General features: G+C 53.4%; 13 protein-coding genes. 12 read left to right on the plus strand and 1 reads right to left on the minus strand.

Features of this window, described 5'->3' with window-relative positions:
- Nucleotides 1-3 precede the first annotated feature (3 nt).
- Both pcp and nei read left to right on the plus strand, forming a co-directional pair.
- Nucleotides 4-648: a pyroglutamyl-peptidase I gene (gene pcp / locus AC6EMZ_RS02205; protein WP_498400772.1), complete on the plus strand. Its 645-nt coding sequence runs from the start codon at nucleotides 4-6 to the stop codon at nucleotides 646-648.
- A gap of 14 nt (nucleotides 649-662) precedes the next feature.
- Entirely contained in the window at nucleotides 663-1,454 is a 792-nt protein-coding gene (gene nei, locus AC6EMZ_RS02210; protein ID WP_498400773.1) for an endonuclease VIII, read from the plus strand.
- A 224-nt stretch (nucleotides 1,455-1,678) separates the two neighbouring features.
- Here the strand turns inward: nei and AC6EMZ_RS02215 are convergent, their stop codons facing one another.
- Nucleotides 1,679-2,962 (minus strand): citrate synthase, encoded by a 1,284-nt coding sequence (locus AC6EMZ_RS02215; protein WP_498400774.1) that lies wholly within the window; start codon nucleotides 2,960-2,962, stop codon nucleotides 1,679-1,681.
- Between the two features lie 642 nt (nucleotides 2,963-3,604).
- Between AC6EMZ_RS02215 and sdhC the strand changes: the two genes are divergently transcribed.
- The 10 genes from sdhC to cydB all read left to right on the plus strand — a co-directional run bounded on the left by sdhC (nucleotide 3,605) and on the right by cydB (nucleotide 16,627).
- The gene (sdhC, locus tag AC6EMZ_RS02220; protein ID WP_498400775.1) at nucleotides 3,605-4,009 is read left to right on the plus strand and encodes a succinate dehydrogenase cytochrome b556 subunit; all 405 of its coding nucleotides are present in this window, start codon (nucleotides 3,605-3,607) and stop codon (nucleotides 4,007-4,009) included.
- Nucleotides 4,003-4,350, plus strand: coding sequence for a succinate dehydrogenase membrane anchor subunit (sdhD, locus tag AC6EMZ_RS02225; protein ID WP_012016623.1), 348 nt, complete (start codon nucleotides 4,003-4,005; stop codon nucleotides 4,348-4,350). Before sdhC ends, sdhD begins: the two co-directional genes overlap by 7 nt.
- The gene (sdhA, locus tag AC6EMZ_RS02230) at nucleotides 4,350-6,116 is read left to right on the plus strand and encodes a succinate dehydrogenase flavoprotein subunit (RefSeq protein ID WP_498400776.1); all 1,767 of its coding nucleotides are present in this window, start codon (nucleotides 4,350-4,352) and stop codon (nucleotides 6,114-6,116) included. Before sdhD ends, sdhA begins: the two co-directional genes overlap by 1 nt.
- 15 nt (nucleotides 6,117-6,131) lie before the next feature.
- Complete coding sequence (gene sdhB, locus AC6EMZ_RS02235) at nucleotides 6,132-6,848, plus strand: succinate dehydrogenase iron-sulfur subunit SdhB (RefSeq protein WP_498400777.1); 717 nt, start codon at nucleotides 6,132-6,134, stop codon at nucleotides 6,846-6,848.
- Nucleotides 6,849-7,067: 219 nt separating this feature from the next.
- Nucleotides 7,068-9,875, plus strand: coding sequence for a 2-oxoglutarate dehydrogenase E1 component (sucA, locus tag AC6EMZ_RS02240; RefSeq protein WP_498400778.1), 2,808 nt, complete (start codon nucleotides 7,068-7,070; stop codon nucleotides 9,873-9,875).
- A gap of 14 nt (nucleotides 9,876-9,889) precedes the next feature.
- Nucleotides 9,890-11,119, plus strand: a complete 1,230-nt coding sequence (gene odhB / locus AC6EMZ_RS02245) for a 2-oxoglutarate dehydrogenase complex dihydrolipoyllysine-residue succinyltransferase (protein WP_498400779.1) — start codon at nucleotides 9,890-9,892, stop codon at nucleotides 11,117-11,119.
- Nucleotides 11,120-11,204: 85 nt separating this feature from the next.
- Nucleotides 11,205-12,371, plus strand: a complete 1,167-nt coding sequence (sucC, locus tag AC6EMZ_RS02250; RefSeq protein ID WP_498400780.1) for an ADP-forming succinate--CoA ligase subunit beta — start codon at nucleotides 11,205-11,207, stop codon at nucleotides 12,369-12,371.
- Nucleotides 12,371-13,240, plus strand: a complete 870-nt coding sequence (sucD, locus tag AC6EMZ_RS02255; RefSeq protein ID WP_012016629.1) for a succinate--CoA ligase subunit alpha — start codon at nucleotides 12,371-12,373, stop codon at nucleotides 13,238-13,240. Before sucC ends, sucD begins: the two co-directional genes overlap by 1 nt.
- 663 nt (nucleotides 13,241-13,903) lie before the next feature.
- Entirely contained in the window at nucleotides 13,904-15,472 is a 1,569-nt protein-coding gene (gene cydA, locus AC6EMZ_RS02260; RefSeq protein WP_498401459.1) for a cytochrome ubiquinol oxidase subunit I, read from the plus strand.
- A gap of 15 nt (nucleotides 15,473-15,487) precedes the next feature.
- On the plus strand, nucleotides 15,488-16,627 hold the full coding sequence (gene cydB / locus AC6EMZ_RS02265) for a cytochrome d ubiquinol oxidase subunit II (RefSeq protein WP_498400781.1): 1,140 nt from the start codon (nucleotides 15,488-15,490) through the stop codon (nucleotides 16,625-16,627).
- The last annotated feature ends 7 nt before the right edge of the window (nucleotides 16,628-16,634 follow it).

A 16,634-nucleotide genomic window follows, 5' to 3' on the forward strand; every position in this document is an offset into this window, starting at 1 on the left:
ACGATGGATACCGTATTAATTACCGGCTTTGAGCCGTTTGGCGGCGAAACCGTTAACCCTTCCTGGGAAGTGGTAAAACAGCTAGAAGGGCTGAATATCGATAATTGCCGCGTGGTAACGCGTCAGCTTCCTTGCGTCTTTGGCGAGTCGTTAACGGTGCTCAATGCCGCCATCGATGAGCTTGAGCCGTACGTCGTCATCGCCGTCGGGCAAGCGGGAGGGCGCGTTGACGTCACCGTCGAGCGCGTAGCCATCAACGTTGACGATGCACGTATCCCCGATAATCGCGGGCAGCAGCCGGTCGATGTCGCGATTGTGTCAGAAGGCCCGGCAGCGTGGTTTAGCGCGCTGCCGATCAAGGCGATGGTGGCGGCGATGCGAGAAAAAGGTATTCCTGCGTCGGTGTCGCAAACGGCGGGCACCTTCGTTTGTAATCATGTGATGTACGGCCTGCTGAATAAAATCAGCGCAAAGCCGGGCGTGAAGGGCGGATTTATTCATATTCCGTATCTGCCAGAACAGGCCGCTGCCCATGCGGGTGCGCCCAGCATGGCGGCGCAAACGGTAAAAGACGCGCTGGAAATTGCCATCACGGTGGCGCTGCGTCAGGCGTCTGATATCAAAGTGGCAGGCGGTGCAACGCACTAACCAAGGAAGCTAAAATGCCAGAAGGTCCGGAGATCCGCCGTGCGGCGGATAGCCTGGAGGCGGCGATAAAAGGCAAACCACTGACCGACGCGTGGTTTGCCTTCCCTCAGCTAAAACCATTCGAATCACAGCTGGTTGGGCAGACGGTCACGCACATTGAAACGCGTGGCAAGGCGCTGCTCACTCACTTCTCCCATAACCTGACGTTATATAGCCACAATCAGCTTTATGGCGTATGGCGAGTCGTTGACGCGAGCGATCAACCGCAAACCACGCGAATATTGCGCGTGAGGCTGCAAACCGCAGATAAAGCGATTTTGCTCTATAGCGCCTCTGATATTGACATGTTAACGCCTGAGCAACTGTTGACGCATCCCTTCCTGCAACGCGTGGGACCGGACGTGCTGGACATGCGCCTGACGGCGAGCGATGTGAAAGCCCGATTGTTATCACCCACATTCCGCAACCGACAGTTTTCCGGTCTGCTGCTGGATCAGGCGTTTCTGGCCGGGTTGGGTAATTATCTGCGGGTAGAAATACTCTGGGACGTCGGGCTGGCGGCGCAGCATAAAGCCTCGCAGCTGAACGACGCGCAGCTTGATGCGCTATCCCATGCGCTGCTTGACATCCCGCGCCTGTCGTACCTTACGCGTGGGGTGGTGAATGATAATAAGCATCACGGGGCGCTGTTCAGGTTTAAGGTGTTTCATCGCGCGGGTGAAGTATGCGAGCGCTGCGGCGGGATAATAGAGAAGACAACGCTCTCTTCACGACCGTTTTATTGGTGTCCGGGGTGTCAGAAATAGGGCGCGGAGTTCTCCCTCTCCGCGCATCGCCCCGGCCTACGGTCAACGACTCAGCGATTTACAGCCGGACCAGGGCATCGCTGTAACTCTTTTATTTAAATTGAGAAAATCGCCACCGCGACTAAATCCAAAATTTTTGGGGATACCCTCTCGATGGGAGAGGGCTTCAAACCGCACAAATAAAAAAACGCGCCAGTTGGCGCGTTTTTAACATCCGAAACGAATTAGTGATTGATATCAGACTTAAAATCACGCTGTTCGTAGCCGGTGTACAGCTGACGAGGACGGGCGATTTTCATGCCGTCGGTGTGCATTTCGTTCCAGTGCGCAATCCAGCCCACGGTACGTGCCATGGCGAAGATAACGGTGAACATGGAGGACGGAATACCCATCGCTTTCAGAATAATGCCAGAGTAGAAATCGACGTTCGGGTACAGTTTCTTCTCAATGAAGTACGGGTCGTTCAGCGCGATGTGTTCAAGCTCCATCGCCACTTCCAGCAGATCATCTTTGGTGCCCAGTTCTTTCAGCACTTCATGGCAGGTTTCACGCATGACGGTGGCGCGTGGGTCATAGTTTTTATAAACACGGTGACCAAAGCCCATCAGGCGGAAGGAATCGTTCTTATCTTTTGCACGACGCACGAATTCCGGAATGTGCTCAACGGAGCTGATCTCTTCAAGCATCTTCAGTGCTGCTTCATTCGCGCCGCCGTGTGCCGGTCCCCACAGGGAGGCAATGCCCGCTGCGATACAGGCGAATGGATTCGCGCCGGAGGAGCCTGCGGTACGCACGGTTGAAGTCGATGCGTTCTGCTCATGGTCTGCGTGCAGGATCAAAATACGGTCCATGGCGCGTTCCAGTACCGGGTTAACCTCGTAAGGCTCGCACGGTGTGGAGAACATCATGTTCAGGAAATTACCGGAGTAGGAGAGGTCGTTACGCGGATAAACAAACGGCTGGCCAATCGAATATTTGTAACACATCGCAGCCATGGTCGGCATCTTGGACAGCAGGCGGAACGCGGCGATATCGCGATGGCGCTGATTATTCACATCCAGCGAATCATGATAGAACGCGGCCAGCGCACCGGTGATCCCACACATGACGGCCATCGGATGAGAATCACGACGGAAGGCGTGGAACAGACGGGTAATCTGCTCGTGGATCATGGTGTGACGGGTCACCGTCGTCTGGAATTCATCGAACTGTGCCTGCGTCGGTTTTTCGCCGTTCAGCAGGATGTAGCACACTTCCAGATAGTTGGATTGGGTAGCGAGCTGATCGATGGGGAAACCGCGGTGGAGCAGGATACCTTCGTCACCGTCGATAAAGGTGATTTTAGATTCACAAGATGCGGTAGAGGTGAAACCAGGATCAAAGGTAAACACCCCTTTTGAGCCCAACGTACGGATATCAATAACATCCTGACCGAGCGTGCCTTTTAGCACATCCAGTTCAATAGCAGTGTCACCATTTAGGGTGAGCTTTGCCTTTGTATCAGCCATTTACGGTCTCCTTAGCGCCTTATTGCTTAAGACTACTCTTCACACCGGATTTGCATTCAGCTGTTATTCATCGTTACCAGGTTGTTATTTGGCTTGCCGCTCAGCTCGCGAGGAGAAACCAGGGTACAGAGCTATGGCGCCTTGCAGGTAAACGATTGAAAAAATAGAGAAACAACAGCAAATCAGTGTCTTCGCAGTCCGAATTATTCAAACCTGTATATCACTAATAACTGTCCTGATAACTTCGGTCAATACCATCACACTGTTACATAACTAATTGTCAGGTGAAAGAGAGACCTCATAACTTTTGCGCATTATATGCCTTTTCTGATGACGTTTGTAACAATATTGTTTAATGTTTGTCAAATTCGATGGGTAAAAATTAAAATAATGTTGTTATCGTGACTCTGATCACTGTTCCGCATAAAACCCGACAAACTGTATGTAGGTTAATTGTAATGATTTTGTGAACATCCTATACTGCCGCCAGGTCTCCGGAACACCCTGCAATCCCGAGCCACCCAGCGTTGTAACGTGTCGTTTTAGCATTTGGAAGCAATGTTTTACATGACGCGCAGTTATAGATAGGAAACGCTGTCTGACCCGCATCGCAGACCGGAGGAAGGAAAAAATAAGAACAGCATGTGGGCGTTATTCATGATAAGAAATGTGAAAAAACAAAGACCTGTCAATCTGGATCTGAAAACGATCCGATTCCCTGTAACGGCAATAGCGTCCATTCTCCACCGCGCATCCGGTGTGATTACGTTTGTGGCGGTTGGCATTCTGCTGTGGTTGCTGGGAACCAGCCTCTCTTCTCCTGAAGGATTCCTCCAGGCCTCTGCCATCATGAACAGCTTCTTCGTGAAATTTATCATGTGGGGCATTCTGACTGCGCTGGCGTTCCACGTTGTTGTGGGTGTTCGCCATATGCTGATGGACTTTGGCTACCTGGAAGAAACGTTCGAAGCAGGGAAACGATCTGCCTGGATTTCGTTTGCTATTACAGTCGTGTTTTCAATTCTCGCAGGAGTGCTCGTATGGTAAGCAACGCCTCCGCATTAGGACGCAACGGCGTACATGACTTTATTCTGGTCCGTGCTACCGCCATCGTCCTCACGCTTTACATCATCTACATGATCGGTTTCTTTGCGACCAGCGGCGAGCTGACGTGGGAAATCTGGAGCGGTTTCTTCGGATCCGCCTTCACCAAAGTGTTCACCCTGCTGGCTCTCTTCTCCATCCTTATTCATGCCTGGATTGGCATGTGGCAGGTGTTGACCGATTACGTTAAACCATTGGCGATTCGTTTGCCGCTGCAACTGGCTATCGTCGTTGCATTGGTGGTTTACGTTATTTATGGATTTGTTGTGGTGTGGGGTGTGTGATGAAACTACCAGTCAGAGAATTTGATGCTGTTGTGATTGGTGCTGGTGGCGCAGGTATGCGCGCTGCACTGCAAATTTCCCAGAGCGGCCAGACCTGTGCGCTGCTCTCTAAAGTCTTTCCGACCCGATCTCACACGGTTTCTGCGCAGGGCGGTATCACCGTTGCCCTCGGCAATACCCATGAAGATAACTGGGAATGGCACATGTACGACACGGTGAAAGGTTCCGACTATATCGGTGACCAGGACGCCATTGAATATATGTGTAAAACCGGCCCGGAAGCGATTCTGGAGCTTGACCACATGGGTCTGCCGTTCTCCCGTCTGGAGGATGGCACTATTTATCAACGTCCGTTTGGCGGCCAGTCGAAAAACTTCGGCGGCGAGCAGGCGGCACGTACTGCGGCGGCAGCGGACCGTACCGGTCACGCCCTGTTGCACACCCTTTACCAGCAGAACCTGAAAAACCACACCACGATTTTTTCTGAGTGGTATGCGCTGGATCTGGTGAAAAACGACGATGGCGCAGTGGTGGGGTGTACCGCCCTGTGCATCGAAACCGGTGAAGTGGTTTACTTCAAAGCCCGCGCGACCGTGCTGGCGACCGGCGGCGCAGGCCGTATTTATCAGTCCACGACGAACGCCCACATCAACACTGGTGACGGCGTTGGCATGGCGATCCGCGCCGGTGTACCGGTGCAGGATATGGAAATGTGGCAGTTCCACCCGACCGGTATCGCCGGTGCGGGCGTTCTGGTCACAGAGGGCTGCCGTGGTGAAGGTGGCTACCTGCTGAACAAACACGGCGAGCGCTTCATGGAGCGTTATGCCCCGAATGCGAAAGACCTGGCGGGTCGTGACGTGGTGGCGCGTTCCATCATGATCGAAATCCGTGAAGGTCGCGGCTGCGACGGCCCGTGGGGTCCGCACGCTAAGCTGAAGCTCGACCACCTGGGTAAAGACGTTCTGGAATCCCGCCTGCCGGGTATCCTGGAACTGTCTCGTACCTTCGCGCACGTCGACCCGGTGAAAGAGCCGATTCCGGTTATCCCAACCTGCCACTACATGATGGGCGGTATTCCAACTCGCGTCACCGGTCAGGCATTGACCGTGAACGAGCAGGGCGAAGACGTGGTGATTCCTGGCCTGTTTGCCGTAGGCGAAATCGCCTGCGTATCCGTACACGGCGCTAACCGCCTGGGCGGAAACTCTCTGCTCGACCTGGTGGTATTTGGTCGTGCGGTGGGGATACATCTGCAAGAGTCGATTGCCGAGCAGGGCGAATTGCGCGACGCGACCGAGGCGAATATTGACGCCTCGCTTGAGCGCCTCAACCGCTGGAACGGCAACCGTGACGGCGAAGATCCGGTCGAAATTCGTAAAGCGCTGCAAGAGTGTATGCAGCACAACTTCTCGGTCTTCCGTGAAGGCGATGCGATGGCGAAAGGACTTGAGCAATTAAAAGTTATCCGCGAGCGCCTGAAAAACGCCCGTCTCGATGATACGTCCAGCGAGTTTAATACCCAGCGCGTAGAGTGTCTGGAGCTGGATAACCTGATGGAAACCGCTTACGCCACTGCGGTGTCCGCAAACTTCCGCACCGAAAGCCGTGGCGCGCATAGCCGCTTCGACTATCCGGATCGTGATGATGCTAACTGGCTGTGTCATTCCCTGTATCTGCCAGAGTCGGAATCTATGACGCGACGTGAAGTCAACATGGAACCGAAACTGCGTCCGGCGTTCCCGCCGAAGATTCGTACTTATTAATGCGGAGACAGGACAATGAAACTCGAATTCTCAGTTTATCGTTATAACCCGGATGTTGATGACGCTCCGCATATGCAGGATTACACCCTGGAGGCGGACGAAGGTCGCGACATGATGCTGCTCGACGCGTTGATGCAGTTGAAGGAAAAGGACCCGACGCTGTCGTTTCGTCGCTCGTGCCGTGAAGGGGTATGTGGCTCCGATGGCCTGAACATGAACGGCAAAAACGGTCTGGCCTGTATCACCCCGATTTCAGCGTTACAGCGTGCCGGGCAGAAAATTGTGATCCGTCCTCTGCCTGGCCTGCCGGTCGTCCGCGATTTGGTGGTGGACATGGGGCAATTCTATGCACAATATGAGAAGATTAAGCCTTACTTGTTGAATAATGGGCAAAATCCGCCAGCGCGTGAGCATTTACAGTCACCCGAGCAGCGTGAAAAACTCGATGGCCTGTACGAATGTATTCTTTGTGCATGCTGTTCGACCTCTTGCCCATCGTTCTGGTGGAATCCGGACAAATTTATCGGCCCTGCGGGCTTGCTGGCTGCCTATCGCTTCCTGATTGATAGCCGCGATACCGAAACCGATAGTCGTCTTGAAGGCTTGAGTGACGCTTTCAGCGTATTCCGCTGCCACAGCATCATGAACTGCGTCAGTGTATGTCCTAAAGGGCTTAACCCGACGCGTGCCATCGGGCATATTAAGTCGATGCTGTTACAACGTAGTGCGTAAGTTTTAAGAGGGGAGCGTTTTCCCCTCACCCTAACCCTCTCCCCACAGGGGAGAGGGGATAGATTGCAGAAATCTTTAAAAACTGCCCTGAAGTCTAGACAGTTTCTAAAGGTTCCTTCGCGAGCCAACAAGAGCTCGCAGGTGAACCCCGGCACGTACACGCGGTGTGCGTGGTAGTTTCTACGGCGAAATAAGCATAAATATGCTTAAGGGATCACGATGCAGAACGGCGCAATGAAAGCCTGGCTGGACTCTTCCTTCCTCTCAGGTGCAAACCAGAGTTGGATCGAACAGCTCTATGAAGACTTCTTAACCGATCCTGACTCAGTGGACGCTAACTGGCGTTCCATGTTCCAGCAGTTACCTGGAACGGGAGTCAAACCGGATCAATTCCATTCCAAAACACGTGATTATTTCCGTCGTCTGGCGAAGGATGCCTCACGTTACTCTTCCTCGATTTCTGACCCTGACACCAATGTGAAGCAGGTTAAAGTCCTGCAGCTCATTAATGCTTATCGCTTCCGTGGTCATCAGCATGCGAACCTTGATCCGTTAGGATTGTGGAAGCAGGAGCGTGTATCGGATCTCGATCCGGCATATCACGATCTGACCGAAGCCGATTTCCAGGAAACCTTTAACGTGGGTTCTTTTGCCAGCGGCAAAGACACGATGAAGCTGGGCGAACTGCTTGAAGCGTTAAAACAAACCTACTGCGGATCCATCGGCGCAGAGTACATGCACATTATGTCTACGGATGAAAAACGCTGGATCCAACAGCGTATTGAGTCGGTAGCCGGTCGCCCAACGTTTAGCATTGAAGAGAAAAAACGTTTCCTGAACGAGCTGACAGCAGCCGAAGGTCTGGAGCGTTATCTTGGTGCCAAATTCCCGGGTGCAAAACGTTTCTCTCTGGAAGGTGGCGACGCGTTAGTGCCGATGCTGAAAGAGCTGATTCGTCATGCGGGCAACAGCGGCACGCGTGAAGTGGTGCTGGGTATGGCGCACCGTGGACGTCTGAACGTGCTGGTTAACGTCCTGGGCAAAAAGCCGCAGGACCTGTTCGACGAATTCGCGGGCAAGCATAAAGAACATCTCGGCACGGGCGACGTGAAGTACCACATGGGCTTCTCGTCCGATATCGAAACCGACGGCGGTCTGGTTCACCTGGCGCTGGCGTTTAACCCATCGCACCTGGAAATCGTCAGTCCGGTCGTTATCGGTTCCGTGCGTGCGCGTCTGGATCGTCTGGACGAGCCGAGCAGCAATAAAGTGCTGCCAATCACCATTCACGGTGATGCGGCGGTAACCGGGCAGGGCGTCGTTCAGGAAACCCTGAACATGTCCAAAGCGCGTGGTTACGAAGTGGGCGGTACCGTTCGCATCGTTATCAACAACCAGGTGGGCTTTACCACGTCTAACCCACTGGATGCGCGTTCCAGCCCGTACTGTACCGATATCGGTAAAATGGTGCAGGCGCCTATCTTCCACGTGAACGCGGACGATCCGGAAGCCGTGGCCTTCGTTACCCGACTGGCGCTGGACTTCCGTAATACCTTTAAGCGCGATGTGTTCATCGACCTGTTCTGCTATCGCCGTCATGGGCATAACGAAGCGGACGAGCCAAGTGCAACCCAGCCGCTGATGTACCAGAAAATCAAAAAGCATCCAACGCCGCGTAAGATCTACGCTGACAAGCTGGAAGCCGACAAAACCGCAACGCTGGAAGATGCCACCGAGCTGGTGAATCTTTACCGTGACGCGCTGGATGCCGGCGAATGCGTGGTGAAAGAGCTGCGCCCGATGAACATGCATTCCTTTACCTGGTCGCCGTACCTCAATCACGATTGGGATGAGAGCTACCCGAATAAGGTCGAAACCAAGCGTCTGCAAGAGCTGGCGAAGCGTATCAGCACCGTACCAGACGCTATCGAAATGCAGGCGCGTGTGTTGAAAATCTACACCGATCGTCAGTCTATGGCGGCCGGTGAGAAGCTGTTCGACTGGGGTGGCGCAGAAAACCTGGCTTACGCCACGCTGGTTGATGAAGGTATCCCTGTGCGTCTGTCCGGTGAAGATGCGGGCCGTGGCACCTTCTTCCACCGCCACGCGGTGATTCACAACCAGACCAACGGTTCAACCTACACGCCGCTGCAGCATGTGCATAACGGTCAAGGTTCATTCAGAGTCTGGGACTCCGTGCTGTCTGAAGAAGCGGTACTGGCCTTTGAATACGGTTACGCCACGGCTGAGCCACGCACCCTGACCATCTGGGAAGCGCAGTTCGGTGACTTCGCCAACGGCGCGCAAGTGGTTATCGACCAATTTATTAGCTCCGGCGAGCAGAAGTGGGGCCGTATGTGTGGCCTGGTGATGCTGCTGCCGCACGGCTACGAAGGACAAGGTCCGGAGCACTCCTCTGCGCGTCTGGAACGTTATCTGCAACTGTGTGCGGAACAAAACATGCAGGTGTGCGTCCCGTCGACTCCGGCACAGGTTTACCACATGCTGCGTCGTCAGGCGCTGCGCGGTATGCGCCGTCCGCTGATTGTGATGTCACCGAAGTCTCTGCTGCGTCATCCGCTGGCGGTATCTACGCTGGACGAACTGGCGAACGGCGCCTTCCAGCCGGCGATTGGCGAGATTGACGAGCTGGATCCGCAGGCCGTGAAGCGCGTAGTGATGTGTTCTGGTAAGGTTTATTACGACCTGCTCGAACAGCGCCGCAAAAATGGTCAGAAAGATGTCGCCATCGTGCGTATCGAGCAGCTTTATCCGTTCCCGCACCAGGCGGTGCAGGAAGCGTTGAAACCTTATGCTCATGTACATGATTTTGTCTGGTGCCAGGAAGAGCCGCTTAACCAGGGCGCATGGTACTGCAGTCAGCATCATTTCCGTGATGTGATTCCATTTGGGTCCGGTCTGCGTTACGCAGGTCGCCCGGCCTCCGCCTCTCCGGCGGTAGGGTATATGTCCGTTCACCAGAAGCAACAGCAAGATCTGGTCAATGACGCGCTGAACGTCGATTAATTAAAGGATACATAATGAGTAGCGTAGATATTCTTGTTCCCGACCTGCCTGAATCCGTAGCTGACGCAACGGTAGCGACCTGGCATAAAAAACCAGGCGATAGCGTTAAGCGCGATGAAGTGCTGGTAGAAATCGAAACTGACAAAGTGGTACTGGAAGTACCGGCATCGGCGGATGGCATTCTGGACGCAGTGCTGGAAGACGAAGGGACTACCGTGACATCACGTCAGATTTTAGGTCGCCTGCGTGAAGGCAATAGCGGTGGTAAAGAGTCCAGCGCCAAGTCTGAAAGCAAAGAGTCCACCCCGGCTCAGCGTCAGCAAGCGTCTCTTGAAGAACAAAACAACGACGCGCTCAGCCCGGCGATCCGTCGCCTGCTGGGCGAGCATAACCTCGAAGCCAGCGCCATTAAAGGCACCGGTGTCGGCGGTCGTTTGACCCGCGAAGATGTTGAAAAACATCTGGCAAAAGCGCCAGCGAAAGAAGAAGCCAAAGCACCGGCCGCTGCGTCTGTACCTGCCGCAGCACAGCCAGCGCTGGGCTCACGCAGTGAAAAACGCGTACCGATGACTCGCCTGCGCAAGCGCGTGGCCGAGCGTCTTCTGGAAGCGAAAAATTCTACCGCGATGCTGACGACCTTCAACGAAGTCAACATGAAGCCCATCATGGACCTGCGCAAGCAGTACGGCGATGCGTTTGAAAAACGCCACGGTATCCGTCTGGGCTTTATGTCCTTCTACGTGAAGGCGGTGGTGGAAGCGCTGAAACGCTATCCGGAAGTGAACGCGTCTATCGACGGCGAAGACGTGGTGTATCACAACTACTTCGATGTGAGCATGGCGGTGTCTACGCCGCGCGGCCTGGTGACCCCGGTTCTGCGTGATGTTGATACCCTCGGTATGGCTGACATCGAGAAGCGCATCAAAGAGCTGGCCCTGAAAGGTCGCGACGGCAAGCTGACCGTTGAAGACCTGACCGGCGGTAACTTCACAATTACCAACGGTGGCGTATTCGGTTCGTTAATGTCCACGCCAATTATCAACCCGCCGCAGAGCGCGATTTTAGGCATGCACGCTATTAAAGATCGTCCAATGGCGGTCGACGGTAAAGTTGAGATCCTGCCGATGATGTATCTGGCACTTTCTTACGATCACCGTCTGATCGATGGCCGCGAGTCTGTGGGTTATCTGGTGGCGATCAAAGAGCTGCTGGAAGATCCAACTCGTCTGCTGCTGGACGTGTAGTTTTTGCAGTATTGCCCGGCGGTGCTATGACTGCCGGGCCAATAAAAGCCTCACCTAACGATTACCTGAAGGATGGATAGAACACATGAACTTACATGAATATCAGGCCAAACAGCTGTTTGCCAGGTATGGCTTACCGGCTCCGGTGGGTTATGCCTGTACTACCCCACGTGAAGCAGAAGAAGCCGCATCTAAAATCGGTTCCGGCCCTTGGGTAGTTAAGTGTCAGGTTCACGCTGGTGGCCGCGGTAAAGCGGGCGGTGTGAAGGTCGTTAAGAGCAAAGAAGAGATTCGCGCCTTTGCTGAACATTGGCTGGGCAAACGCCTGGTGACCTACCAAACGGATGCGAACGGCCAGCCGGTTAACCAGATTCTGGTGGAAGCGGCGACGGATATCGCAAAAGAATTATACCTCGGTGCCGTGGTGGATCGTAGCTCACGTCGCGTGGTGTTCATGGCGTCTACCGAAGGCGGCGTGGAAATCGAAAAAGTCGCGGAAGAAACCCCGCACCTGATCCACAAAGTGGCTATCGATCCGCTGGCGGGCCCAATGCCGTACCAGGGTCGCGAGCTGGCGTTCAAGCTGGGTCTGGAAGGTAAGCTGGTTCAACAGTTCACCAAGATCTTTATGGGTCTGGCGAAGATTTTCCTGGAGCGCGATCTGGCGTTGATTGAAATCAACCCACTGGTTATCACCACTCAGGGCGACCTGATCTGCCTCGACGGTAAACTGGGCGCTGACGGTAACGCACTGTTCCGCCAGTCTGACCTGCGCGAAATGCGTGACCAGTCTCAGGAAGATCCACGTGAAGCGCAGGCTGCACAGTGGGAACTGAACTACGTGGCGCTGGATGGCAACATCGGTTGCATGGTTAACGGTGCGGGCCTGGCAATGGGCACCATGGACATCGTTAAGCTGCACGGCGGCGAGCCGGCTAACTTCCTCGATGTGGGCGGTGGCGCAACCAAAGAGCGCGTGACCGAAGCATTCAAAATCATTCTCTCTGACGACAAAGTGAAGGCCGTTCTGGTTAACATCTTCGGCGGTATTGTACGTTGCGACCTGATCGCGGACGGCATCATCGGCGCAGTGGCAGAAGTGGGCGTGAGCGTCCCGGTTGTGGTTCGTCTGGAAGGGAACAACGCTGAACTCGGCGCGAAAAAACTGGCTGACAGCGGCCTGAATATTATTGCAGCGAAAAGTCTGACGGATGCAGCTCAGCAGGTTGTTGCCGCCGTGGAGGGGAAATAATGTCCGTTTTGATTGATAAGAACACGAAAGTTATCTGCCAGGGCTTCACCGGTAGCCAGGGTACCTTCCACTCCGAACAAGCGATTGCATACGGCACACAGATGGTTGGCGGCGTGACGCCAGGCAAAGGCGGCACTACGCACCTGGGCCTGCCGGTATTTAACACCGTGCGCGAAGCCGTAGAAGCAACGGGCGCAACGGCGACCGTTATCTACGTTCCGGCTCCGTTCTGTAAAGACTCTATTCTGGAAGCGATCGACGCAGGCATTAAGCTGATTATCACCATCACCGAAGGCATCCCGACGCTGGATATGCTGACTGTGAAGGTTAAACTGGATGAAGCTGGCGTGCGCATGATTGGCCCGAACTGCCCAGGTGTTATCACCCCGGGCGAATGCAAAATCGGCATCATGCCGGGTCACATTCACAAGCCAGGCAAAGTGGGTATCGTCTCCCGTTCTGGTACGCTGACCTACGAAGCGGTTAAGCAGACCACCGACTACGGTTTTGGTCAGTCCACCTGTGTGGGCATCGGCGGTGACCCTATTCCTGGCTCTAACTTCATCGACATCCTGAAGCTGTTCCAGGAAGATCCGCAGACCGAAGCGATCGTGATGATCGGTGAGATCGGCGGTAGCGCAGAAGAAGAAGCCGCCGCGTATATCAAAGATCACGTGACTAAGCCTGTTGTAGGTTACATCGCAGGTGTGACCGCGCCGAAAGGCAAACGTATGGGTCACGCGGGCGCTATCATCGCGGGTGGTAAAGGTACGGCAGACGAGAAATTTGCCGCACTGGAAGCTGCAGGCGTGAAAACCGTACGTAGCCTGGCTGACATCGGCGACGCACTGAAAGCTATCATTAAGTAAAACCTCTCTGCTCCTCGACAGGGGAGCGTTGAAATAATAAATGTCCGTTTCGACATGGTTGGCCGCTGAAAAGCGGCCTTTTTTATTGGCGGTTCTGTTAAAAAGAAGTCACGGTTACCGTGGCCTTTGCTATGATTTTTGTATCAGCCAGCCTGAAAAAATGAAAAGAGCGATTATCGTTAAATAAAATTGCCCATTCTATAATTCAACCCATAGTTAATAACCAAAAACACTTCACGCATACATATTTTTAACATAGAGATTACTCAAAACACCCGAATTAAACACTATTAACAACTTGCGTCGTTTTTGATTTAAATCAATGTTTAATCCTTGGAAAAAGCCTTCAAAAGGCGTTAAATTGACCGCGATCAAATTGGATGAAATGCATCAAATTAGCTATAAATTGATCACCGTCGTAAAACGTAAAACTGATTCAATAAAAACCTGTTTATTGTAAGGGTTTTGCAGCGTATTATATTCGCGGAATCAATTTGAGTTTTTTATTAACGTATTTGTAACTTTTCATCACTGCTTTTTTCTTCTCACGAAGAAATAGTCCACGAAGAAAGGATGCAGATAATTTTGTATTGGGGCATGCGTGTGAACCCTTTCTAACGGGATTCACTCTCGGAGTCTTCATGCGATGAGCAAGGAGTCATGATGTTAGATATAGTCGAACTGTCGCGCTTACAGTTTGCCTTGACCGCGATGTACCACTTCCTGTTTGTGCCACTAACGCTCGGTTTGGCGTTCTTGCTGGCCATTATGGAAACGGTCTACGTCCTCTCCGGCAAACAGATTTATAAAGATATGACCAAGTTCTGGGGCAAGTTGTTTGGTATCAACTTTGCACTGGGCGTGGCAACCGGTCTGACTATGGAGTTCCAGTTCGGGACTAACTGGTCTTACTATTCTCACTATGTTGGGGATATCTTCGGTGCGCCGCTGGCCATTGAAGGTCTGATGGCCTTCTTCCTCGAATCCACCTTTGTAGGTCTGTTCTTCTTCGGTTGGGACCGTCTGGGTAAAGTCCAGCATATGGCGGTGACCTGGCTGGTGGCGTTAGGCTCCAACCTGTCCGCACTGTGGATTCTGGTTGCTAACGGCTGGATGCAGAACCCTATCGCGTCTGATTTCAACTTCGAAACCATGCGTATGGAGATGGTGAGCTTCTCCGAGCTGGTGCTGAACCCCGTTGCACAGGTGAAATTCGTTCACACCGTGGCCTCCGGCTATGTGTGTGGCGCGATGTTCGTTCTGGGCATCAGTTCTTACTATATGCTGCGCGGTCGTGACTTCGCTTTCGCCAAACGTTCTTTCGCTATTGCAGCGAGCTTCGGGATGGCGGCCATCCTCTCCGTTATCGTTCTGGGTGATGAATCCGGTTACGAAATGGGTGACGTGCAGAAAACGAAACTGGCAGCCATTGAAGCAGAATGGGAAACCCAGCCTGCTCCTGCGGCATTTACCCTGTTTGGTATTCCGGATCAGGATGCACAGGAAAACCGTTTCGCCATTCAAATCCCATACGCATTGGGCATCATTGCGACGCGTTCGGTCGACAAACAGGTTACTGGCCTGAAAGACCTGCTGGTGCAGCATGAAGAGCGTATCCGTAACGGGATGAAAGCTTATGCGTTGCTGGAACAGCTGCGTTCAGGTTCCACTGACCAGAGCGTTCGTGACCAGTTTAACGACGTGAAGAAAGACCTGGGTTACGGTTTGCTGCTGAAACGCTATACGCCAAACGTTGCTGATGCGACAGAAGCGCAGATTCAGATGGCAACCAAAGACTCGATTCCTCGCGTGGCTCCACTCTATTTCGCGTTCCGTATCATGGTCGGTAGCGGCATTATCATGTTGCTGATTATCGGGGCGTCCTTCTGGTCCGTCATTCGTAACCGTATTGGTCAGCGTAAATGGCTGCTGCGCTCTGCGCTGTACGGTATGCCGCTACCGTGGATTGCTATCGAATCCGGCTGGTTTGTTGCGGAATATGGCCGTCAGCCATGGGCAATAGGGGAGGTGCTGCCAACGGCGGTCGCCAACTCGTCTCTGACAGCAGGGGACCTCATCTTCTCTATGGTGTTGATCTGTGGTCTGTACACCCTGTTCCTGGTGGCTGAGCTGTTCCTGATGTTCAAGTTCGCACGCCTTGGCCCAAGCAGCCTGAAAACCGGTCGCTATCACTACGAGCAGTCCAATGTGGCTTCTCAGCCGGCACGCTAAGACAGGAGTCGTCAAATGATCGATTATGAAGTATTGCGTTTTATCTGGTGGCTGCTGATCGGTGTCTTACTGATTGGTTTTGCGGTCACAGACGGGTTCGACATGGGGGTGGGCATGCTCACCCGTTTCCTCGGTCGTAATGACACCGAGCGTCGAATCATGATCAACTCTATCGCCCCGCACTGGGACGGTAACCAGGTGTGGCTGATCACCGCAGGCGGCGCGTTGTTCGCTGCCTGGCCGATGGTCTATGCGGCGGCGTTTTCTGGTTTCTACGTAGCGATGATTCTGGTACTGGCATCTTTATTCTTCCGTCCGGTTGGTTTTGACTACCGTTCTAAGATTGAAGATACCCGCTGGCGTAACATGTGGGACTGGGGCATTTTCATCGGTAGCTTCGTGCCACCGCTGGTCATTGGTGTGGCGTTCGGTAACTTGCTGCAAGGCGTGCCGTTCCACCTCGATGAATATATGCGCCTGTACTACACCGGTAACTTCTTCCAGTTGCTGAACCCGTTCGGTCTGTTAGCGGGCGTGGTGAGCGTTGCGATGATCATCACTCAGGGTGCAACTTACCTGCAAATGCGTACCGTTGGTGAACTCCATCTTCGTTCACGCGTTACAGCACAGGTTGCTGCTTTGGTGACGATGGTCTGCTTTGCGCTGGCAGGTGTTTGGGTCGTGTACGGTATTGATGGCTATGTGGTGACTTCTGCTATCAATCACGCTGCGCCGTCTAACCCGTTGACGAAAGAAGTGGCTCGCCAGGCCGGTGCATGGATGGTGAACTTCAACAACATGCCTTCGCTGTGGGCTATCCCTGCTCTGGGTGTGGTGTTGCCGCTGCTGACGATTCTGCTGTCTCGTCTGGAAAAAGGCGCATTGGCCTTTGTGTTCTCTTCACTGACTCTGGCCTGCATCATTCTGACGGCGGGGATTGCGATGTTCCCATTCGTGATGCCATCCAGCACCATGCTGAATGCTAGCCTGACCATGTGGGATGCAACATCTAGCCAGCTGACGCTGAACCTGATGACCTATGTTGCTGGCGTGTTCGTACCGATTATTCTGCTGTACACCTCCTGGTGCTACTGGAAGATGTTCGGTCGCATCACGAAAGAAGACATTGAGAGCAACTCTCATTCCCTGTACTAAGTAAGGA

Source organism: Enterobacter sp. SCRI0065 (assembly GCF_059766475.1).

Coding starts and splice junctions, on each gene's coding strand:
- pcp (WP_498400772.1), top strand. CDS start 4: ATGGATACCGTATTAATTACCGGCTTTGAGCCGTTTGGCGGCGAAACC.
- nei (WP_498400773.1), top strand. CDS start 663: ATGCCAGAAGGTCCGGAGATCCGCCGTGCGGCGGATAGCCTGGAGGCG.
- AC6EMZ_RS02215 (WP_498400774.1), bottom strand. CDS start 2,962: ATGGCTGATACAAAGGCAAAGCTCACCCTAAATGGTGACACTGCTATT.
- sdhC (WP_498400775.1), top strand. CDS start 3,605: ATGTGGGCGTTATTCATGATAAGAAATGTGAAAAAACAAAGACCTGTC.
- sdhD (WP_012016623.1), top strand. CDS start 4,003: ATGGTAAGCAACGCCTCCGCATTAGGACGCAACGGCGTACATGACTTT.
- sdhA (WP_498400776.1), top strand. CDS start 4,350: ATGAAACTACCAGTCAGAGAATTTGATGCTGTTGTGATTGGTGCTGGT.
- sdhB (WP_498400777.1), top strand. CDS start 6,132: ATGAAACTCGAATTCTCAGTTTATCGTTATAACCCGGATGTTGATGAC.
- sucA (WP_498400778.1), top strand. CDS start 7,068: ATGCAGAACGGCGCAATGAAAGCCTGGCTGGACTCTTCCTTCCTCTCA.
- odhB (WP_498400779.1), top strand. CDS start 9,890: ATGAGTAGCGTAGATATTCTTGTTCCCGACCTGCCTGAATCCGTAGCT.
- sucC (WP_498400780.1), top strand. CDS start 11,205: ATGAACTTACATGAATATCAGGCCAAACAGCTGTTTGCCAGGTATGGC.
- sucD (WP_012016629.1), top strand. CDS start 12,371: ATGTCCGTTTTGATTGATAAGAACACGAAAGTTATCTGCCAGGGCTTC.
- cydA (WP_498401459.1), top strand. CDS start 13,904: ATGTTAGATATAGTCGAACTGTCGCGCTTACAGTTTGCCTTGACCGCG.
- cydB (WP_498400781.1), top strand. CDS start 15,488: ATGATCGATTATGAAGTATTGCGTTTTATCTGGTGGCTGCTGATCGGT.